The 21,285-nt window shown below is 61.0% G+C and carries 16 protein-coding genes and 1 pseudogene; 16 read left to right on the forward strand and 1 reads right to left on the reverse strand.

Annotated features, from left to right (window positions below):
- The 8 genes and pseudogenes from ACYQ6W_RS13260 to ACYQ6W_RS13295 all read left to right on the forward strand — a co-directional run.
- A pseudogene (locus ACYQ6W_RS13260) lies at nt 1-80 on the forward strand (IS5/IS1182 family transposase); the annotation flags it as partial.
- 54 nt (nt 81-134) lie between these two features.
- Nucleotides 135-665, forward strand: a complete 531-nt coding sequence (locus ACYQ6W_RS13265) for a tyrosine-type recombinase/integrase (protein ID WP_459675874.1) — start codon at nt 135-137, stop codon at nt 663-665.
- Nucleotides 662-1,399, forward strand: a complete 738-nt coding sequence (locus ACYQ6W_RS13270) for a hypothetical protein (protein WP_459675875.1) — start codon at nt 662-664, stop codon at nt 1,397-1,399. The genes ACYQ6W_RS13265 and ACYQ6W_RS13270 overlap by 4 nt, the downstream gene beginning before the upstream one ends.
- A gap of 521 nt (nt 1,400-1,920) precedes the next feature.
- A complete protein-coding gene (locus ACYQ6W_RS13275) occupies nt 1,921-2,826 on the forward strand; it encodes a hypothetical protein (RefSeq protein ID WP_459675876.1) in 906 nt (301 codons plus the stop codon).
- Nucleotides 2,823-3,635, forward strand: coding sequence for a hypothetical protein (locus ACYQ6W_RS13280; protein WP_459675879.1), 813 nt, complete (start codon nt 2,823-2,825; stop codon nt 3,633-3,635). Before ACYQ6W_RS13275 ends, ACYQ6W_RS13280 begins: the two co-directional genes overlap by 4 nt.
- 3 nt (nt 3,636-3,638) lie before the next feature.
- Nucleotides 3,639-4,433: a phage antirepressor KilAC domain-containing protein gene (locus ACYQ6W_RS13285; protein WP_459675880.1), complete on the forward strand. Its 795-nt coding sequence runs from the start codon at nt 3,639-3,641 to the stop codon at nt 4,431-4,433.
- 1,550 nt (nt 4,434-5,983) lie between these two features.
- Nucleotides 5,984-6,166 (forward strand): hypothetical protein, encoded by a 183-nt coding sequence (locus tag ACYQ6W_RS13290; protein ID WP_459675882.1) that lies wholly within the window; start codon nt 5,984-5,986, stop codon nt 6,164-6,166.
- A 478-nt stretch (nt 6,167-6,644) separates the two neighbouring features.
- On the forward strand, nt 6,645-6,923 hold the full coding sequence (locus ACYQ6W_RS13295) for a hypothetical protein (RefSeq protein WP_459675883.1): 279 nt from the start codon (nt 6,645-6,647) through the stop codon (nt 6,921-6,923).
- 137 nt (nt 6,924-7,060) lie between these two features.
- Here the strand turns inward: ACYQ6W_RS13295 and ACYQ6W_RS13300 are convergent, their stop codons facing one another.
- Nucleotides 7,061-7,528 carry a hypothetical protein gene (locus ACYQ6W_RS13300; protein ID WP_459675884.1) on the reverse strand — a complete coding sequence of 156 codons (468 nt, stop codon included), beginning with the start codon at nt 7,526-7,528 and terminating at the stop codon, nt 7,061-7,063.
- On the opposite strand from ACYQ6W_RS13300, the gene ACYQ6W_RS13305 reads away from it, so the two are divergent.
- The 8 genes from ACYQ6W_RS13305 (at nt 7,529) to ACYQ6W_RS13340 (ending at nt 21,274) form a co-directional block, all read left to right on the forward strand.
- Nucleotides 7,529-7,735, forward strand: a complete 207-nt coding sequence (locus tag ACYQ6W_RS13305) for a hypothetical protein (protein WP_459675885.1) — start codon at nt 7,529-7,531, stop codon at nt 7,733-7,735.
- Nucleotides 7,736-7,820: 85 nt separating this feature from the next.
- The gene (locus ACYQ6W_RS13310; protein ID WP_459675886.1) at nt 7,821-8,156 is read left to right on the forward strand and encodes a type II toxin-antitoxin system RelE/ParE family toxin; all 336 of its coding nucleotides are present in this window, start codon (nt 7,821-7,823) and stop codon (nt 8,154-8,156) included.
- Nucleotides 8,157-8,187: 31 nt separating this feature from the next.
- Complete coding sequence (locus tag ACYQ6W_RS13315) at nt 8,188-8,514, forward strand: helix-turn-helix domain-containing protein (RefSeq protein ID WP_459675888.1); 327 nt, start codon at nt 8,188-8,190, stop codon at nt 8,512-8,514.
- A gap of 45 nt (nt 8,515-8,559) precedes the next feature.
- Nucleotides 8,560-10,116 (forward strand): ATP-binding protein, encoded by a 1,557-nt coding sequence (locus ACYQ6W_RS13320; RefSeq protein WP_459675889.1) that lies wholly within the window; start codon nt 8,560-8,562, stop codon nt 10,114-10,116.
- A gap of 62 nt (nt 10,117-10,178) precedes the next feature.
- Nucleotides 10,179-12,275 carry a Druantia anti-phage system protein DruA gene (locus ACYQ6W_RS13325; RefSeq protein WP_459675890.1) on the forward strand — a complete coding sequence of 699 codons (2,097 nt, stop codon included), beginning with the start codon at nt 10,179-10,181 and terminating at the stop codon, nt 12,273-12,275.
- Nucleotides 12,276-12,402: 127 nt separating this feature from the next.
- Nucleotides 12,403-18,567, forward strand: a complete 6,165-nt coding sequence (locus ACYQ6W_RS13330) for a DEAD/DEAH box helicase (protein ID WP_459675891.1) — start codon at nt 12,403-12,405, stop codon at nt 18,565-18,567.
- Nucleotides 18,567-20,285 (forward strand): nuclease-related domain-containing DEAD/DEAH box helicase, encoded by a 1,719-nt coding sequence (locus tag ACYQ6W_RS13335; RefSeq protein ID WP_459675892.1) that lies wholly within the window; start codon nt 18,567-18,569, stop codon nt 20,283-20,285. The genes ACYQ6W_RS13330 and ACYQ6W_RS13335 overlap by 1 nt, the downstream gene beginning before the upstream one ends.
- Nucleotides 20,282-21,274 carry a hypothetical protein gene (locus ACYQ6W_RS13340; protein WP_459675893.1) on the forward strand — a complete coding sequence of 331 codons (993 nt, stop codon included), beginning with the start codon at nt 20,282-20,284 and terminating at the stop codon, nt 21,272-21,274. Before ACYQ6W_RS13335 ends, ACYQ6W_RS13340 begins: the two co-directional genes overlap by 4 nt.
- Nucleotides 21,275-21,285: the final 11 nt, after the last annotated feature.

Consider the following 21,285-nt stretch of genomic DNA (forward strand, 5'->3'; position numbering starts at 1 on the left):
TCGCCACACGCTACGACCGGCTCGCCACAAACTTCCACGCCGCTGTCTGCATCGCGGCGGTCGTCAGCTACTGGTTATGAGTCCCAACCCTAGGGAACGGGCTACGCAACGCATCCAACCTGTGGCCGCCTGCAGTGGCGGCCACTCAATTCCTGTTACTCACTGGTTGGCGCAGCGGTGAGGCAATATCGCTCCGTTGGCAGGACCTCGACCTTGGGAGGCAAACCGCGAGGTTGCAGGAGACGAAGACTGGCCTGTCTATTCGCCCGCTGCCGCAGGCAGCTTGCGAGATCCTCGCGGCACAAGGACGCAGGGGCCACCAGGCTCTCGTTTTCCCGGCATCGAGGGGGGACGGTTTGATGTCAGGTTTCCCAAGTTTCTTCCGTCGCCTGCTCAAGCTGAGCGGTTTGCCTGACGATATAACGCCCCATGTTCTGCGCCACAGCTTCGCAAGCGTCGCTTCCGATCTGGGCTACTCAGAGGCAACAGTTGCGACGCTCATCGGGCATAAAGGCACCACAGTTACCCGCCGATACATTCACACAGCAGACACTGTCTTGCTATCGGCCGCCGACGAAGTGGGACGCCAGATTGCCCGATTGACGGGCGATCTAATCACTCCAGGCGATCGGGCGGTGTCTCCGGCGCTGGGCCTTCGCTCATGACGGAAAATCTGACCACCCGCCAGGATCAGGGACGGGAGTTGGTACTGCGAGCGGGCGCCGTCGATGTTCCGCCTGAGTTCGACGGAGCTGCCCTTCTTGAAGACATTGAGGAGGCGGACTTCAGGTTTTGGCTGTGCTTAGACGATGCGACATTTCGTGTGATACAGGCGGATTTGGATGCTTTCGATGAAGCGATCGCCTCAGTGAGGAAGGCACGGGCGAAGCTGCAGGCTGCCATGGTGCGTTTCTATGCAGGAGAAGCGATTCGTAGCGGACTCGTCGCTATCCGGGCGGATGGTCCTCGGCCGAAATCAGAGAATGGCCTTGCGCAAGAGGATGACGCGTCTCTCGACCTCGGTAGCCTTCGCCGGCAACTACGAACGGCACATCCATCGGTTCTGATGGCAATACTAATGGAAGGAATGCAGGCAATCATTGCTGCGGCGCCGGATAGTCGAAAGCAATTAGAGCATTGGAAGATGCGTGCGCCTCTTATAAGAGCGGAGGACTTGCCTGATAATGGGACACCACAGGGACGTCTTCTTGGTCAGGATTTACCTTCCATATTTGAGAAACATTTAAAAATTTCGTGCCGGTATTGGGAGGACCATCGAGGCCCCTCGTTGGGTGCTAAGCTTGTAAATGAAGCACTATGTTTTCTCAAATACGAGCCTATGAAAGTGGAAGCATTGAGAAAGGCGGCCAGCGCATACAAATCCGGCGGCAGGAGCTGATCACAGCGTGTTCTGGGAAAGGACCCCCCAAAAAAGCTCGTGGTTTCCCAGACGACGTGCGGTCCGGCTCTGCATATTGATTCGGCTCCATCAATCAGGAGCTGATGAAAGCTATGCACAACGAAAAGGCGGCAGATACTAGCAAATCCCAGTTTATCGAAGGTGGCGCCCTCCTCAGCCGCAAGGAGCTTGCGCGCGCTCTGAATGGGCTCGGATACCCTATTACCTCTCAGACGCTGGCAACGAAGGCGGTCCGCGGTGGCGGCCCTCCTTTCCGCAAGTTCGGCGCTCGCGCTGTCCTGTATCGCTGGAGCGAGGCGGTAGCCTGGGCCGAAGGCAAGCTTAGCGCCCCGGTGAACAGCACGAGCGAAGCTCTTCCCCTGCGCGATAGCACGCCTTCGAATTCGTAAGTAGATCAGGCCAACTGCGAGATGGTGACCGATCATACAAGAGGGCCCGCTGGCGACGGGTGCCCAGAACCCCTGACGCCGCCTGAGTGCGAGCTGCAAGGGTACTACTTCATGCCGCTCTACGGTGAGCAGCTGTTCAGCTCTGAACTCTATATCGAGGGAACCGCAGTCGAGTTTCGAGCTTACATCAAGCTTCTGTACGAGGCTTACAAGCAGAAACCGGCTGCTAGCCTTCCGAGCTCGGACAAGGCGCTCGCATATTTCGCCGGCTTCGGGTCGAACGTGAGGAAGTTTCTCACGGTCAAGCAGGCTGTGCTCAGGGAGTTCATTCTTTGCAGCGATGGGCGCCTTTATCATCCTCTTCTCTGCAAAGTGGCAATCAAGGCTTTTGAGAAACATTCCCGGAGCATCCTCAAGCGCGAGGGGGACAGGAAACGGCTTCAAAATTGGCGGAGCCGCTCTCGCGAGGAGCATCCGTCCGAGGAAGTAAGCAGGGACGAAACGCGTTTCAGCAGCGTTTCTGAAACAACTATCGTCGCGGGTGAAAGGAGAAGAGAAGGAGAAGAAAAGGAAGATTCCCATCCTTCGGATGGGCCCTCTGAGGCGGGTCAGGGGATGGATGGTTTGTCAGGGGGAGGTAAGCCTCCCCCAGGTGCCCGAGACATCCTCTGGCAGCAGGGCTTGCCGATCCTCGCTCATCTGACCGGCAAGCCTGCAGGCAAATGCCGGAGCTTCCTTGGCCGTCTCCTGAGCCTCGCCGGCGACGACTGCGCCATGGTGATGATGAAGCTCTACGAGGCGCAGAGCATGCACCCGCTGGCCGAGGCCGAGGCTTGGCTCATGCGGGCCTGCGACACCAAGGGGAAGCGCCCGGCCGCCCGCAAGAGCCGGATGGCCTGGATGCACGATGACCCGCAATTTGCCGCGCTGGTGGGCCGTGCGCCGCCGGCCGCCGCCAAAACCGCCAGCCCTGATCTCAACATCATCGATGCCTCGGAATGGGAGGAAGCCCGATGACTGCCCTTGTCGCTCGCCCTGCAGCCTCTGGCGCCCTCGCGCGGACGTCCGTCGCCGGCAAAGACATCACCCTGAGCAAAGGCCTGGCTGCGCTCTGCGCCGAAGCCGCGGAAGGCCGCCAGTTCATGCTGGTGCCAGCGATCGCCGAGCACCTGCCTGAGGCGACCGAGAAGCTGCAGGCGGTCGAGCGCATGTGCGTCCCGCCCGATGCCGAGCGGCTTCGGATGTGGGGGCTCGTCGTCAATGGCCTGGTCGGCGCGCCGCTTGAGGAGAAAGAGTTCAAAGACCGCCTCAATTTGCTCCTCGAAGCCCTGCAGGGCGTGCCTGCTGCTGTGCTGACGCGGGAGTCGGCGCGCGCCGTCGCCGAGACCTCCGAATTTTGGCCGTCGCTCAAGTCGATCATGGCGGTGCTCCGCCCGGAGGCCCGGAAGCTCGAGCTCCTGCGCCATGGGCTGCGCACGGTCCTCGCCGCCACCGCGCTGCCCCCGCCGGACGATGAGAACGGCAAGCCGGAGAATGCCGAAGCCGTGCAGGCGATCCTGGACAGCTTCCGCGATCGCTGGAAGGCCGCGACGGCGCCCGCTCGGGCCTCGGCCATGCCGGCCGGTGGGACGGGCCGTGGGACGAATGAGACGCCCATCCCACGGTCTGAATTGAACCCCGCAGACCGCCTTAAAGCGTTGAAATTGGCTGCGCAGAGCGAAACCAACCTGGTCCTTCGTCAGCTGCTCGAAGACCGCGCTGCGCGCCTCGCGTCTCACCTCAATGGGACGCCATCCCACACCCCTGAGACAACCAAAGGAGCCTGACCGATGTCTGATCTGTTCGACCACGCTGGCCATGTGTCCGGTGCCAGCTATGCGCCCCCGATCGCCGGGGCCCTGATCCCGCTGGCCATCCGGGGGACCGAGATCCGCCGCGATGCCGAGGGCCGCTACTGCCTCAATGACTGCCACCGCGCTGCCGGCGCGGCGAAGAAGCACGGGCCTTCGTATTTCCTCGCAACTGATGCGACGCGGGCGCTTGTCGTGGAAGTGACCGATACCGGAAATCCGGTATCGCCCGTTTCCTCCACCAAGGGCGGAGCGGATCAGGGCACCTTCGTCGTCAAAGAGCTCGTCTACGCTTACGCGATGTGGATCAGCCCGGCCTTCCACCTGGCGGTGATCCGCGCCTTCGATGCGATGGTCACCGGGGCCCGCGCGCCCCGGCTTGATGATCCCCGCGCCCTCCGGCAGGCGCTGCTCGGCTACACGGAGCGGGTGATCGCCCTCGAAGAGCGGCTTTCCGTCACGGAGCCCCGCGCCGCTGCACTCGAACGCCTGGCCGGCCGGAAGGGGAGTGAGACGATCACGGACACCGCGAAGGCGCTCAAGATGCGGCCGTCCGACCTCTTCGCCTGGCTTCGGGATCACAAATGGGTCTTCCGCGTCCGAGACGGTGCGCCCTGGCGGGCCTACCAGGACAAGATCAACCAGGGCCTGCTGACCCATATCGAGAACCAGGATCAAAAGCACCCAAGTCACACCCGGACCATCTGCTACGTCACCCCGAAGGGCCGCGCGCACTTGGCGATGTATATCGAATTGGAGAGGCACTGGATGTAAAGAGAAGGCACCTGCGCAATGTAGGATTTGCGCAGGTGCCGCTGCCCCAGTTTTCAAGTCAAAACCCCTTGCGGCTTGCGGCGTCTATGAAAGATAATCCTAAGCTGGATATGCGTAGCGAGGCAGCTCGGCGCGGCGGCAGCAACAGGGAGCGCCAACTCCAGGTCAAGCAAGACGCACAAAGAACGCGCGGTCTTGGCCCCTTGGGGTATGTCCTTCATGGGACGGAAGTGAGTCGCACGGCACATCTACACCTTTTGTCTCACGAGAGAAAAAATTCCTTATCAAAACTGAGAGTTTTTGAGTTACCCAATGATTGGCGTGCGGTGCTGGCTGCCTCCCAGATGTCCATCTGGCCTTTAGCATCTGGGTCGTGATACGGTGCGGGCTAACGAATGACACGCCAACTGGTCAAAGTGAATGCCGCTATTCCCGCGCTTGCAAGGACACCTCCTGTGAAGACGACGGCAGCAAGACACGGCAAGCGTTACCGCGAACTTGTCTCTGTGATTTACTCGACAGGATGCGGGCCATCTAGGCCACTCGAGACGCCGGTGCGTAGTTCAATCGAGGCTGGAAGCCCTGTCGGGGCGGCTAATGGGGCAGCATGTTGAGTCAAAACGGTAGCATAGGTGTGGATCAGCCCGGAGCGGGCTCAGCAACATCCGTTTTCTATTGTGGTCCGCACGAAATGAGGCTGACGAGACATGGCTGTATTAGGCTTTGGGAGTCGGCTAACACGCCCGGCAATCCGCCGCAGCCTTGGGAAGCGCGCAGCAAATGCCAAAATTGCCCGATCGGTGCGGAATACGCTGGCAAGGTCGTCGAACCAATCGCACGGCTCAGAGCTGCATTGGAGAAAATTTGCCCGCGCTGCACCACGATGTCGGACCGCATCATCAACACGCGGGACGGCCACAGGCTTTGTATCTCCTGCGCAAACCGCCACTATGAGGCTTTCCGCCGCCGGACGGATGGTGGCATTGGTTGTGACGCAAAGGGGCATCGACCGAGGCTCTGCGGTGCTCTCCATCGCGAACGAGCGGTGATCATCACCGAATCGGGGATCAAAGAGATCGTTCATTCGGCGTCTCTAAGCTTGTTGGAACTTATGCTTACTACGGTCCGGGCGGCTTCCGGCTCGTTGATGATTGGAAAGGCGCCCAATGGGTCAGTGGGATTTGACGGATCATTGCTGCAAAGGTTGTCTCTCGAGGATCCTGATGAAATCCGACGGAATGTTCCGGTGCAGCACCTGTAGCCTGGAAGCTAAGGGAGTGGACGAAATATGTGCGTGCGGAATTCGGGTCGGAGCAGGGAAGATGGCGAGGCGGGCAATCTTTCGCTGCGCGCGCAATCCTAAAATCGGGCCTGCCGCTCCCGCCGAGATCGTCGCTGAGTCGGTAAGCGATGCTGCGTGATGCCGGTGACTGGCGTTGGAGCTAGAGGTATCCGCGATTTGACTAGCTGCTTAGTTCCGTTACCTCTCTTGCGTTGAAAGAGAATTGGCTGGACACGCGAGCGACATTGCTCAATTGCGGAGATCGCAGATGGAACTGACGGATGAAAATCTAGACTATCCCGATTGCCGACCGCTTAATTCGGACAACGGTGTGAAATATCGTGTTCCAGACTGGATGCGGGAGCTCATCAACCAAAGAAAGGAAAGGCTCAACGTCGAAAAGCAGTTGGAATCGAAACCACCAAGTGATTTCTCTCAGGATGTAGATTGATCAGGGGGTTGATCCCGCGGTGTGGTGGTAAACACCGTCACCATGCCTTGAGGGAAAATCTATTGGCCAGATTATACACGGAAGTGTACGCACCACGGAGGCGGTCCGTCGGGCATTACAGCTGCCTCGAGAGAGCGTAAGGGCCTTCGCGAGACGGTTCGGCGTAAGAGCCGCACGACCATCGAGAAATGGCGAAAGCGAGAGCCCTCCGTCGATGCTCCTACGGGGCCTAAAAACCCACTCTCTCAGCCCGCAACCCGTCGCGGAACAAGGCTCCGCCCTCTTCTTCCAAGGGCGGAACTGCTAAACCATTAATTTAAATAGACAAAAGGTCCGGAGACTACCAATCAGCGGGCCACTGACTACCAATCCGCCGGTAACGGAGGAGCGGGTGAAAGCCGGAATGCGCAACTCCACCACTGCGGGCCTTAGACAAATAGGCTGCGCCGTCTAGCGGCTTCTTTGACCGCGCCTCCAGATGGGCTTTGTGCCGGGCGACGGCGGTGATGCCCTGCACGAAAACGGTCTCAGGTTTGTGGCCCTCCTCGGCGAGCACCGTTTCAATGATCTTCGCCGTCTCGGTTTTGAAAAGCCGCGCTTCCGACGGAAGTCGCTGCGGTTCTCGTCTCTGCGCGTCACAATCTTGTCGCGCGCAGCCTTGATGCCATCAACGAAGGGCCGCGGCGAGGATTTGGCGAAGCGCGTCAGAGCCGGCGCCGGCTCATGCGCGAACCGCGAGGCTGTTGATTTTCGCTGAGACCTGGGCTCTTCCGCATAAAGCGTGCAGGTTATAAGCTTAGATCTCGAGCGTCCTCCGATGACACCACGAAGTTTGGGTTCAGACAGGCTGGATGAAGTGTCCTCCAATACGGGGTTCACAGGCAGAACAAAATACTAATTGAAACAGTTAGATAGACTTGATCGGACAGGGTCCGTGCACGCTTTGTTCGGAGCCCAGATCTCAACGGAAATCAACAAACAAGGGTCGAACGACGTCTTTTGATGGGAGAGATCATCGCACTGGGGAAGGCGATCCGCCAAGCCGACGAGGAGAGCCCGGTCGCGTTGGCGGCGATCCGCATAATGCTTCTCACCGGTTTTCGCCGAATGGAGGTCCTGACGCTGGAGCGGGGCTGAATCGATCCGGAAGCCCCATGCGTGCGTTTTCCCACGACCAAGAGCGGCGCCCATCTCCGCGCCATTGGTCAGCCGGCCTTCAAGTTGCTGCTCGGCCAATCCAGCGCCTAGAACGAGAACCCTTACGTTTTTCCAGCCGAGGTGGGCGACGGCCATTTCGTCGGCGTCGTCCCGGTTCTTCAGCGGCTCTGCCTGGCCGCCAAGCTCAAGGATGTAACCCCGCACGTGCTTCGAAACACCTTCGCCAGTGTGGCCGGAGACATGGGCTATTCCGAGCTGACGATCGCGGGCCTGTTGGGCCACACTGGGCGACGCGTCACCCAGCGCTATGTACACCTCAACAAGGCTTTGCTCCTGGCGGCCGACAAGGTCGCTAGGAGATCGAACTGGCCCTGGATGTTAGCCCTGATCGCCGACCGGAACGGCGGCTAGGTCGACCGTTCGCGGAGCGGGAGCGCCGTGTCGAGGCCACTTGAAAAGTGTAGCCCTAAGAGCTATGTCTCCCTTGTGTCCGGCAATGAGCGTTTACTTCACCAAGGAGGTTAGGCGGTTTGCCCGAAAGGCGGGCATGGCCGATGCAAAGCTGCTCGAGGCCCCGGATGACGTGGTGGCGAACCGGTACGATGCCGATCTCGGCGGCGGCGTGTTCAAGCGGCGCGTTGCCCGCGATGGCGGCGGCAAGTCGGGTGGGTTCCGGACTATCATCCTGTTCCGAGTTGGGCGCCACAGCTTCTTCGCCCGCGGGTTCGCCAAGAGCGACAAGGCGAACGTGTCGGCCAAGGAACTGAAAGCACTAAGGCGGTTGGCGGACGTGCTTCTTGGGTTTTCGGGTGAGCAAATCGAAGCGGCTTAGGCCGCTGGCGAATTGATCGAGGTGAACAACGATGGTAGCGACAAAGAGAAGGGTTGACGGCGGCATCCTCACCTCGGCCCACAAGACCGAGACCGGCCTCCACAAGGCCGGTCTCGTGGACAAGGCGACCATGCGTAAGTTTGACGCCCTATGCCTTACCCCGGTCGAACCTTTGACGCCCGACGAAATCCGGGCGCTCCGAGAACGCGAAAAGGTCTCGCAACCCGTTTTCGCGCACTATCTTAATGTCCGGAAGGACGCCGTGAGCAAATGGGAGCGCGGCGAGAAACGACCGGACGGGCCGTCTCTCAAGCTGCTCAATCTAGTGAAGCTTAAGGGTTTGCGCGCAATCGCTTGAGGGTGACGACGAAAACAATGATGCTGCGAAACGGGAGGGGCCACGATGAGTTTCACGCATGATGTTCGAGCGAGGAGCGCAATCGAACGCGTGCTATCGTCGCAACGGAAGTATGCGGATTTAAGGCTCCGGCAGAGCCAGATCGGGCTCACAATTCCGGAGGCATTCGTTCGGGGAATCCGACACATCGGCTACCGCAGCAACAGCGACGCGATCGCCGAACTTATCGACAATTCAATCCAGGCCTATTCGCTGCGCGTCGATCTCGTGTTCGGCTACGATGAGAGCGCCTCACTCAAGAAACCCTCTCGGCTAGCGGTCATCGACGATGGCCACGGGATGGCGCCTGAGATGCTGCGGCTTGCCATGATGTGGGGCGGGACGCATCGCGAGAATGATCGCACAGGTCTTGGCCGCTACGGATACGGCTTACCCTGCGCGGCGGTCAGCATCGGGAGACGCTTTACAATAATCTCCAAGGTGTCCGATGCCGAGCCTTTCGCCGTCACACTCGATCTGGATGCCTTGGACGCCGGTAAATACTGCAATTCCGCCGGGGACGTAGCGCTTCCGCAAGCTCGTCGCGCCAGGCTCCCTGCTTTCGTTCGGGAGCATCTAAGGCAGGCGTTCCCGAGTGGATGGCGCGCGGGCACAATCATCCTAATCGAAAAGCTGGATCGCTTGGATTGGGCGACAACCCTGGGGATGCGAACTAACCTCGTCCGCCACTTTGGCGTGACCTATCACAAGCTAGCCACCGAAACCGCTATTTACGTCGATGGCCATCGTATCCTTCCTATAGATCCTCTGTTTCTGTCTCCCGAGTGCGAACTCTATTCGCTAGATGAAGATCGTGCCCGTCCTCTCGATCAAATCGAGATCAAGGTGCGTAACCCGGCTGCAGCCGGCCGCGAAGGTCGAATTTCTCTTCGTTATGCGTGGCTCCCGCCAAGCTTCGGTGCAATCGACAAGTCGCGCGATGCCGTTGGGCTTAATGCAAACGCGCGCTTTCCAATCCTGAAGAGTTATCATGGCATAATCTTCAGTCGGAACGGACGGGTGATAGACATCCAGACTCGCGCGCCCTGGACGGTGTTCATCAACAACGACCGTTATATCCGCGTTGAGGTCGAGTTCTCTGCGTCCTTGGACGAAATGTTCGGCGTAACCACGTCCAAACAGCAGGTGTCGGTCTCCGCGGCGATTTGGGATGCTCTCCGTGAGGCCGGTTTGCACAAAGCCATCGAGCAACTCCGTGGAAAGGTCCGATCGGCTAAGCTGAAACGACGCGTTGTCGACCCCCAGCACGAAAACGCCGTGAATTCGGGTGAAGCGTCGAAAACTTTGATACCACGGCGGAGCGACCGAGTTGCAGATAAGGTGCCGCTGCTGACCGGTGACGGAATGGTTCTTCTTCCGAATGACAACCATCCACTCCTCAACGGGGCCGCCACCAGTGTGGAGATCGCTCGTGCTTTGCGAGGATTAGTTACCAAGATCTGCGACCTTGCCGACAAGCCTGGTCGGCGGCATCGATCAGATTATGCAACGCTTCTTGAAGACTGGGCAAAAGGTTTGGGCCATCCCCTAAACTCAACCTGAAGCCCAGTAGTACGTGCAGGGTGACGCGGCTAAATGTATGTTTCAAGAGGCACTAGCATGGAATGCGCAACGTTGGCACTAATCTGCGAAATCCCGAAATGCGCCACAGCAAGGGGGACGAATTGGTGAACGTGGCGCTCACAGATCATTTTGGCCCGGGTCGTTCCCGCGCCTTCTCTCCCTTCCTAGCGCCAGATGAGCGCAAAAAACTCCATTTACTCTTGGATTTTGGCGATGGCCCGCCGCCTAGCTTTGCCGATGCGCTTCGGTCGCTCGCTCGCCGCTATATTGACGACGGTTCAAGCGAGAAGCTCCGAGCCGTCTGCCTTCTTGTAGCGGACCTCTTCGAACAGGGCTGGCGAGTTGCAGTTCAGGAGGATCAAATCCTGTTTGAGCCGCCCGGTATTGCACAGGCGGATGGCCAGACTATTGACGATGTCAAATCTCGGGTTCGCGCTGCGCTGCAGAGTGCTCGTCAGCGTCAACTCCGTGAACCCTCAGTTTCAGCCTTCCTTCGTCGCATGGAGCGGCGCACTGCACGACCGCCTGGCGTTCGGAGTTCCGTGCTCGATCTTGTCGACAATGGTACGGACCTGGCTCAGGAATTTCGGCGCATCTCGGCTCTACCGGGAGCCGAACGTGCCGCCGCGCTCGCCGGCGTGGTCGATCCTGTCGTCGAGATTTGCCAATCCGGAGCCAAATGTAGGAACACCGGCCTGCCGCTGATCGATATCTGGCGCTACTTCCGTCACACCTGGGCGCACGAGTATCGCCCTGTCCCGGGCCGCCAGCTGCTGATCCTCATCCGTAACGCAGCACGTCAAAATCGTCCGGTGATCGGCATCGCGATGCTGGCGAGTCCTGTTATGCGCGTCGGTGTCCGTGACAAGTGGATCGGATGGCTGAGGGAAGAGACCGAAGCGCGCCTTCGAGACGGAAGCTGGGAGCCGTCCGCACTCGGGGCGGCACTGCTCGCTCGCCTCGAGGAGTCGATAGCCGCCATTCGGTGGGACGATCTCGCGACTGCCGCGGAAATTGCGGAGCCGACCGAGAGCACGGTTCTCCGGTTGGAACAGAAGGCATCAGGGGCTGCCTTCGCGCGCGATTTAGAGCTCCGCGCGCACTACGAGGCTCATCGCGAAGCCGGCGAAAAGATAACGCCGATGCGGGGAGCCTTGAAACATGCCGCACACGATGCCGATTGGCGGGGCGCGTCCGAAGATCTCTTGTTTGTCCGCAAGCGAGCCGAGGTGCTGTCGCAGCTTCTCTTCGCAAAGCAGATGTTCCGGGCAGTTGGCCTCAGCAGAAATCCCTCCGCAGCGCTCGATCAGCTACTCGCCGCGCGTAGCGGGCAGCGGGCCATCGACATCGTACTGGCAGAATGCCGGAAAGCCGGCCTCTCAAGCCGCGTCGCGGATGTGAGCATCTGCGGCGCGATCCCCCCTTACAACGAAATCCTCGGCGGAAAGCTGGTGGCGCTCCTTCTCGCCTCACGCGAGGTTCACGATGCCTATTCCAACCGCTACAGCGCTCAGATCAGTGTGATCGCGTCGCAGATGGCTGGCCGCCCGGTCTCAAAACCTGCCGACCTTCGTATTCTCACCACCACGAGCCTCTATGGCGTGGGGTCGAGCCAGTATAATCGGCTATCTCTCAAGGCGGCGCATCACCCAGGGCTTTGCGCGGACGTATCCTGGGGCGCGATAGGCAAAAGCTTTACCGGCGGGTTCGGCACGCTCCACCTCGGTGCCGAAACTGCGCAGGCGCTTCGCTCGATGGCCGAGACTCAGCATGTTTTGAGGAGGGTCAACAATCGATTTGGTGAAGGGACCAGCCCGCGCTTGCGGCAGATACGTGAGGGTCTCGACGTTCTGGGTTTAGACAGTGATATTATCCTCCACCATGCCACCCCGCGGCTCTTCTACGCGTGTGAACTCGGGGTTGGTTCTCGCAACGCGCTCCTTGGAATGGCTGCCGCAGACTTCCGAACGGAGACGTCGGCAGCTATCAGCGAAGCTTGGCGCCAACGGTGGCTCGCAGCTCGATGTCAACGAGAAGAGACCCTCGAGGCGATGGCGCGTCTCGGTCCAGGGAGCGTGCAGTCCAGTCTCCACGCCCCGTCGGATGATGACCTATTGGAGTCTGCGGCGGTTTGCTGAGGCCGTTCGCTCATGTGCTAGGCTCCAGACTCAATCATAGCCAGAACGCGAGTATGGCGGCGAGGGCGACGGCAGAGAGGAAGTTCTCGGCCATTGAGATTGCGGGATAGGAGCTAGGGGAGGCCTCGTGCGTACAGAAATCGATCATATGTGCGAGGCACTGGCCTCATACATTGAGGCCACCTACCATCTTTCGCACCCGAAGGTCGTCGAACTCCGACGCCAGTTGCTACGAGAAGGCGGCGTCGCTCAGACACCCTACATCGAGAGCACGCCTGCTTACCTCGGCGATCGGCGATTTGCCGATCTCGCTCTGCCGGACAAGGTCCGTGCATTTCTGAGCAGCCTCGCGAGCAAGGAAGAGCAGCTTCTATTCGATCCGCCCTATGAGCATCAAGCGGATGCCTTGGAAGCGACAATGCAGCCCAACGCTGCGGGCAGCGGCATTGTTGTGACGACGGGCACCGGCTCGGGTAAGACAGAGAGCTTCTTGTTGCCTGTGCTGTCGCGCTTGGCCGACGAGGCGCTGCACCGACCACAGCATTTTAAGACACGCGCAGTGCGTGCGTTGCTGCTCTATCCGATGAACGCGCTGGTCAATGACCAGTTGGGCCGGCTACGCACCCTGTTCGGTTTGTCGGCTGTCAGGAAGGCTTTCACCGACGCCGTTGGCCGACCAGCGAAATTCGGCCGTTATACCGGACGCACGCTCTATCCAGGCATGCGTGACGGCAAGCGCGACCAGCAGCGGCTGAAGACGCTTGAATTCTACCTCAAGATCGAGGACGCCGCGCGTGGGGGAAGCAAGAAGGACCAGGAACTGGTCCGGACGCTACGCGACAAAGGGCGCTGGCCTGCCAAGCCCGACAGCCATATTGGGGCATTTGATGGTCTACGCGACTGGTACGGGAAGCCGGGACAGCATTGGCAAGACGACAACGGTGATCCACTGCGTGCCAATGAGCGGCCGGAGGATCCCGAACTGCTGACTCGCCACGAAATCCAGGAGGCTTGCCCAGATCTCTTGATCACCAACTATTCGATGCTCGAATACATGCTGCTCCGACCTATCGAGCGCGAGATTTTCGGCGATACGCGCGCGTTCTTCGAGGCGCATCCCGAGGAAAAATTCTTCCTCATCCTCGACGAAGCGCACCTGTATCGCGGAGCTAACGGCACCGAAGTTGCCTATCTGATCCGCCGCCTGCTCGACCGGCTCGGCTTGCCCTCCTCGCGCGTCGTGTTCATTGCGACCAGCGCTTCGTTCTCCAACGCTGACGCGGCCAAGAAATTCGTCTCCGGGCTTTCGGGTCTCGATCCGCAGGCGGTCCGGTCGTTGACCGGCCGAAAGCGCGCGTTCGAAGGGGCGGGCACTGGCGATCGGGCCTTAGCGAAGGCGCTGGCACAGGTGCCGCTCGCGATGCTCCATTCCTCGTCGCTGCGTGATCGCACAAGCCTCGTCGTCCCGCTCGCCCAGGTCAGCACGGACATCGATGGTGCGCCGGTAGTTGTCACGCGTACCGATGCCGGCGCAGGCGAACTGCTCGTCACCGTTCACGGTCTCGATCGGACAGGAGCGCGGATCGACGAAGCGCTCGTCGTTGGTCATGGCAGCGTCGAAACTGCGGGGCGGTTCCTAATTGTCGACGGCGTCGAATGCCCAGAGGGTAGTGTCAGCCTGACCCGCCGCTATCTGCTAGGCACCGCCGACAGCGAGGGCTTCAAGCCCGTCGCCGACGATTTGCCAGCCGCGCTCGCAGAACTGCTGCAAGATCTTCCCGCGCTCGCGCGGCTGCGCAACATCACAAGTGGCGCAAAATGCGAGAGTGATCCCATTGAAGATCATGGTGCCGCTTGGGCGCTGACCGATCTCCCGGGAGTTCTGTTTCCAGGCGTTGACGACATCGTCGGCACCGCCGCGACGGACGCGCTCCTTGAACTCGCTTCGCTCGCCAGGCCGGCACCCGAAGCGGCGCCGCTACTGCCGGCGCGCGTCCATATGCTTTTCCGCGGGTTGCCTGGCTTATGGGCCTGCGTGAATCCGGACTGCACGGAGATCGACGCGGCGCTGCGCGGTGGTCCCACCGGCAAGCTTTATGCTGAACCACGCCAGAGTTGCGCATGTGGCTCGCAGGTCTATGAACTCCACAGTTGCCGTTCCTGCGGCCTGTCAGTGGCGCGCGCCAATATCGGCGCACCCGCCGGGATCGAGCATCTCTGGCAGGACAACGGCCAAGCTTATGCAGGAGAGACCGGCCTGATAGAGGCCATCCATGTCTGCCTGGAAGACCCAATGCCGCAGAAGGCCGGTGCTCCTCGGGCGGCCTTTCTCGATTTCGGTACAGGCAAGATCGATGGCGGCGGCGGCACGGTGCGCGAGGTCTGGTTGCCGCCCTTGCTCGGACCCAAGCTATTCGATGCTTGTCCGCGCTGCCAGGCCGCAAGCGGCCCAACTTCCGCGAATGGTATTTCCGACCTACAGACCAAGGGCGAACAACCGTTCCAGGAACTGATCTCTGTCCAGGTGCTCGAGCAACCGCCGCGACCGCAGAGCAAGACGCCGCTCCAGGGACGCAAGGCGTTGGTCTTCTCCGATGGACGCCAGACCGCCTCGCGCCTCGCCGGAACGCTCAAGACCTTCTCGTTCCGCGACAGTCTCCGGCCGCTGCTTCTGACCGGCATGGCGGCGCTCAGGCAGCCGGTCTTCAGGCCGTCGCTCGATGACGCGCCGCTGGCGATCGCGTTCGGTGCCGCGCGCCACGAAGTTCGATTGCGCCCTGCTGGCGACGACGACGGGCGCATGGACCGTGCCGGCCAGATCGCACTCGACTTGGTCCGCGATTCGGATGCCGAGACCAGCGATTTTAGCACGCTGTCTAGCAAAACCAGCGAGCAAACGCCGCTGTCCGTCTACCAGAGCATCTACGCGGTGCTGCAGGACGATCACACCGGGCTGTTCCCGCTCGCCCTAGCGACGCTGCGGCCCAAACTCACCAAGATGGAGGCTAAAAAGCTCACCGAAGGGCTCCAACTGCCGGCGATCGAGGGTCTAGCCGAGGACGAAGCGCGCACCGCACTCATCGAACTGTGGCTGTGGCAGGCGATGCGCAAGCACGCAATCCGCCTCCAGCACACACCCGACAACATCGAAGGCGCCCGAGGCTCGGCGGGCATCCGCGCTTGGAATGGCAAATTCTCGCGGAAACTCGCAGCTTTGCTGGAAGGACGTGGCCTCAAGCAGTGGCTGAAGGGCGACTATCTGACGGCATGCGAGCCTGCGCTCCGGGACGTGTTCGCCCCCGGAGCCACCGGCGAGTATTTTGTTCAAGCCGCAAAGGTTATGCTTGACGTAGATGGCACGGCGGAGTGGATCCGGTGCGAGCGTTGCACCAGCGTTTCGCCGCGTAACCCGCTGATCGGAGACAAATGCGGTTACTGCACCGGCGACGCTAAGCGCATCGATCCGTCGCAGGATGCGGTGTTCCGCAGCCGAAAGGCTTTCTATCGCCGCCTATGGGAGCGGCTCAGCGACGAGAATGACGGCTATACCCCGCACCAGTTGATCGCCGAGGAGCATTCTGCTGCGCTCAACGATAGCGGTATGGCCAACGCCATGTCGCGAAACGAAGCCTATGAGCTTCGCTTCCAGGACATTCCGATCGAGCAGGACGGTCAGATCGGGGCGCCGATCGACATCTTGAGCTGCACCACCACGATGGAGGTGGGCATCGACATCGGCGGCCTAACCGCCGTTGCGCTGCGCAATGTCCCGCCGGGCCGCGCCAACTATCAGCAGCGGGCGGGGCGTGCTGGCCGCCGCGGCGCGGGCCTGTCAACCGTGGTGATGTTCTGCGGTGCCGACAGCCACGACCAGGGCTTTTTCCGCGATCCCGCGCCGATCGTCGCGGGACCGGCACCCGATCCGATCCTCAATCTCGACAATCTGGTGATTGCCCGTCGCCAGGCATTCGCCTATCTGATCGGGCGGTTCCAGCAGGACCGCATCGACACGGTGGGCGGCAGTTCGGACGTGTTCTCATCATTGGGCTCGGTGGCCGATTTCCTGAGCGGCGACGCGGATGTTTTCTCGCTATCGGGCTTGAAACAATGGATCGCCGACAATCGCGCGGAACTGCACGGCGACCTTGTTCGTCTGTTCACCACCTCGTGCCCCGCCCTCGACGCGGAGACGTTGCTAGACGAATTCCCTGTCGTGCTGGAGAATACTCTTCCCTTGCCGGCCGATGAGGAAGATGCGCCGATACCCGACACTCCGCCGGTCGAAGATGCCGATGTCGACGATGAGATCGCTGAGGATAGCGGTGAGGAGGAAGGTCGGGGCGATGACCATGGCAGGCTGCTCGATCGCCTGTTCAAGCTCGCCCTACTGCCCAAATACGCCTTTCCGACCGACGTCGCGACCTTCAGCGTATTCGAAGAGGGCACCGATCCGTGGAACCCGAAGCGCCGGTATGCGCCGCAGCAGGCGTTGAACGCGGCGCTCAGCCAATATGCCCCTGGGCACGAGGTATGGGTCGACGGCCAGCGCTATTTGTCGCTCGGCCTCTATTCCGAGCGCGACGAGGATCGTCGCCAAGCCTACCAGGATAAGCGGCTCTACTTCCAATGTCGGGTCTGCAACTATGCGGATCTGCTGGATTGGGACCAGGGCTATGTCGAGCAGACCCGCAACTGTCCTGCCTGCGGCAATCGCGCGACGCTCGGCCCAGCTCGTCGCTGGGTGCGGCCGCCCGGCTTCTCCCATCCGCCGAGCATTACTGTTCTCCCGCCGGAGTTCGACGCGGGCATGCGGTTGCGTCCGACCAAGGCTACGCTCGATTCCTTGTCGTTCGAACCTGCCTCGCGCATCGGTGGTGAAGCCTGGCCGATCGGCACTGGCTGGGAAGGCTGGAGTGAAAGCAAGACGTTGGTCGTCACCAATCGGGGCTCGCTCAACGCGACCAATCCGAGCTTCAATTATTGCACGAAGTGCGGCCGGATCGAGCCGGCGGACTTCGATCCTACATTGAAGCAACTAGGTAGCGGTCAGCCGCATAACCGGCCGCGACCTAACCGCGCCAAGGAGCCGGAGCAGTGCAGCGGGACGGTGACGCGGATCGTGCTCGGCAATGAGTTCCGGACCGACGTCGCGGTCTTCCGGCTGGCGCTCCCGGCGGACTGGCAGTTCGCCCCCGACCGGCCTTCGACCACCATTGCTGCGCGATCGGCGGGCGAGGCGCTCCGTCGCGCGGCTTGCCAACTCGAGGATCTCGAGCCCAACGACATCGATGGCGATTTCCGCTTTGCGCCTAGTAAAGGGGCGCAGCAGTTCATTGATCTCTACCTCTATGATCAGGCAGCTGGCGGCGCCGGCTTTGTCAAAGCGGCCGCGCGTGATCCGCGCCGACTGGTCGAACACGCCATCGGCTTGCTCGAAGGCTGCACTTGCGATGATAGCTGTTATCAGTGCTTGCGATCTTACAAGAACAGGTTCGAGCACGCCCTGTTCGACAGACGGATCGGCGCCGATCTGCTGAGGACATGCTTCGACGGCGCTCCGCTCGCGATCGATCCCGAACGCGAGGACTATGCACTCGATCGGCTGGAGCGCGATATGACTGAAAGCGGTGTCCCGACGACCCGTCTCAACGGCGGCCTCCTGGATTCCGCGGGCAAGCTGATCTGCCTCTCGCATCCTTTCCGCGAGAACTGGCCCTGCAGCGCGCGAGCGCAGGCGCTGGCTCAGGGCCGAGAGACGATTGCAATCGATATTCTGTTGGTTCTGCGTGCTTTGCCGATCGCCTCGAATCTCGCCGTGGCGGCTCCCAGTGTCGATGGCGGTCCTGGGCTAAAGCCGGCGACGGATGGGACACCGGAACTCACGGCGACCATGGTGATAGCGGGCGACCTGGCGGCTTCGTCCGATACCCCGCGTTTCGCTGTCGCGGGGGCGGAACCGGGCGACATTCTATTTCGGGTCTCTGGCAATATGCTGTCGGGCAAGAATGGTGATGGACAGGGCGGCTCGATCACGAAGGGTGCAGTCTGCCTCTTCCGACCCTTCGCGGGCACGCCGACGAAGTCCGACATCTATCTGGTGCGGCGAACCGATGGCCAGGCGTTCGGGGCGACCAGCGCCGAATGGACCGTGGGCATTCTACAGCCGACAAACAATGGCGGTATGCGGGTCCGCTACCGGGCGGCGTCGCAGCATATGGAATGCGTCAGCGAACTGGTGCTACCCGCTACGGCGGTCCAGCTGATCGCGACCTTCGTGAAAGCGGTGGCCTGATGGCGCTGTTCATCCCGCCCATCGATCCGGAAACGATGGAGCACGACTCGGAAGCCGATCTGGCACGCGCGATGCTGACGGGCCTCAGCGCCAGCTTCATCGTCATGCACTCACTTCCCTGGGCCAATCCGGCGCGCGACGACGTCAATGCGCCCGCGCGTGAGGGCGAAGCCGACTTCCTGATCCTGCATCGCCAATATGGCTTGCTCGTCCTTGAGGCGAAGGGCGGCGAGATCGTCTGTAAGAACCGTCGCTGGTTTCGCCAAAAGAAGGCCGGGCTGGAGGAGATCAAGGATCCCGTCCGACAGGCCAATAGAAGCAAATGGGCGCTCCTGAGCCGGATCGAGCAGATTTGTGGCAAAGCGGTAGCCGAGCGGACGACCCTGGCGATCGGCGTGGCTTTTCCGCATTGCCTCTTCAAGGGACTGGCACCGATTGATCTGCCCGAGCGGGCGGTCATCACGATGGACGATTTGCCGAATATCGAGGCCGCCATCGTTCGTGCTTACAAGGCAGCCGACAGGGGCAAGGCAGCGTTGTCCGTCGAAGAGATCGATGCTGTTCGGCGCGCCCTTGCGCCCGAGTTCCAGGTTTATGAGCCGCTGCGAACAAGTCTCGACGCCAATGCGGAGATACTGGCTCGGCTTACACGTCAACAACTACAGGTTCTGCGCGGCTTCGACGCCAATCCGCGCGCGATTATCGAAGGCGTGGCCGGCTCGGGAAAGACCTTGCTGGCGATGCAGCGCGCGCGATCGTTCGCGAAGACGGGGCCGGTGCTGTTCACCTGCTTCAATGCCGAACTTGCCAAATGGGTGCGCGAGGAAATGGGCGATGCGCTGGTCGAAAACGGCGGTTCGATTCGCGTCGAGAATTTCCATCGCTTGGCTGCCAATCTGTGTAAGGAGGCGGGTATTGACTTCATTGCCAGTGACGTCGATCCGGCGCGCTGGTGGGATGAGGTAGCACCCGACCTTCTCGCGCAGGCCGCGATGGACCTCTATGGCGAAGATTTCCGCTATGCGGCTCTGGTGGTGGATGAAGCGCAGGATTTCTCTCCCGGATGGTGGGATGCGCTCGATTATCTCTGGGACAGCAAGGGGCCAATCTGGGCCTTTCTCGACAAGGCGCAAAGCCTGCGGCGCGACCCGATCGATCCGCCCATCGCCAACGCCTTCCGTTTCGCCCTCGACGTCAACTGCCGCAATACGCGCCGAATCGTGGTGTGCGCCAATGCCGCAACGCATATAGAGAGCGAGCCATTCGACATGGCCCCGCTGGGGCGACCGCCGAAGATCATAACGCCGACAAACCCGGCGGCGATCAGCGGGCTGATCATGCAGGAGGTGCGCTCACTCCTCAACGAGCACCGGCTGGCGCCACGCCAGATCGCGATCATCGGCCCCGCCAGCAAGGCAAAGGGACCGTTGGCTGGCGTCGCGCAGGTCAATGGTGTGCCATTGATCGATGACGCAACGCACTGGCGCGAAGGCGAGGGCGTGCTCGTCAGCACCGCGCGCAGTTTCAAGGGGCTCGAGGCCGATGTCGTCGTCCTCGCCGATTTTTCGGGATTGAGCGGCCTCTTCACCGTCAGCGATCTCTATGTAGCGCTGACACGCGCCCGCTCTCACTTGATCATCGTCGCGCACGACCGTGCAGCACGCGACAGCCTCGATGCCGCGGTGTCGGCCGCGATTGCTCTTGGAACCGATGAATGAGCGACGCAGATGACTGGGCGGTAGCGATCAATCTCCAGAGCGACCAAGAAGGAGTGCCGCTGCTTGGCAGTATTGTTGCACACATCCGTGATGCCGTGATCGAAGGCGGCTTTGTCACCAGGGGGCGCATCACAAGCGGGCTCAACGAAGCCTGTCGCCCGCTTGGGATTGATGAGAGCGTCCTGCGTGCCCTGATTGAAGACGCCCTACGGCTGCTCGTGTTTGCCGGAGACGTCGACGAACTGACAACTGGTGCCGGCCGCGGGTATGTGGCAACGTCGCCCCGGCGCATTCATTGGGGAGGTAGCCGAGACGTGTTACTCGGCAGCATAAGCCTTACTTCGACCGAGATCGTCCGCCGCGCTAGAGGGGCCGAAGCCACTGGCGACAGTGCAGTTGCAACGACTCTACGGGAGGAATTGGGACGTCCCGCCTGGCGGGATATCTTGGTCGAGTTGGGCGGCGCCGATCGATCCGATGGTGACGCATCCACATTAACCGATTTTGCCCGAATTCTGACGTCGAGCGGTTCGCGTTACTCGTTGGACGAGCCTGAAGGCGTCGCCGTATTGAGCGGCCGATCGGAATTCTTCGGCTCAGCCGAGCCGCCAAAGGGCCGTTGGCGGCGCGTAGAAGGCAATGGCTTCTATCCCGCGATCGTTCGTAGCGGTTATACCAACAGGCATGTGCTGCTTGATATTCAAGGCCGGGAGGCAACGCTATGGCAGCCGTCTAACCGTGACATTTGGAACTGGATCATTGTGGGCTACACAATGGCCAGCGGCGACCCCGTGTTCCGCTATAACCAGGCTGAGAATAGATTGGACTTTCTGACGCCGCCGCCGATGCAGGCAGAGCGCGCTGCGTTGCTGATGGGGCAACAGTTAGGTGCTTGGTCATGGCGCGTTGATGAGCATGGCCCGGAGGTTATCGCAGCGCTGACCGGCTCACAGGTGTGGTCAGGGGGACTTGCACAAATAGGTGGTTAGGTTTCTCCGGC

It is taken from the genome of Acidisoma sp. 7E03 (genome assembly GCF_054665075.1).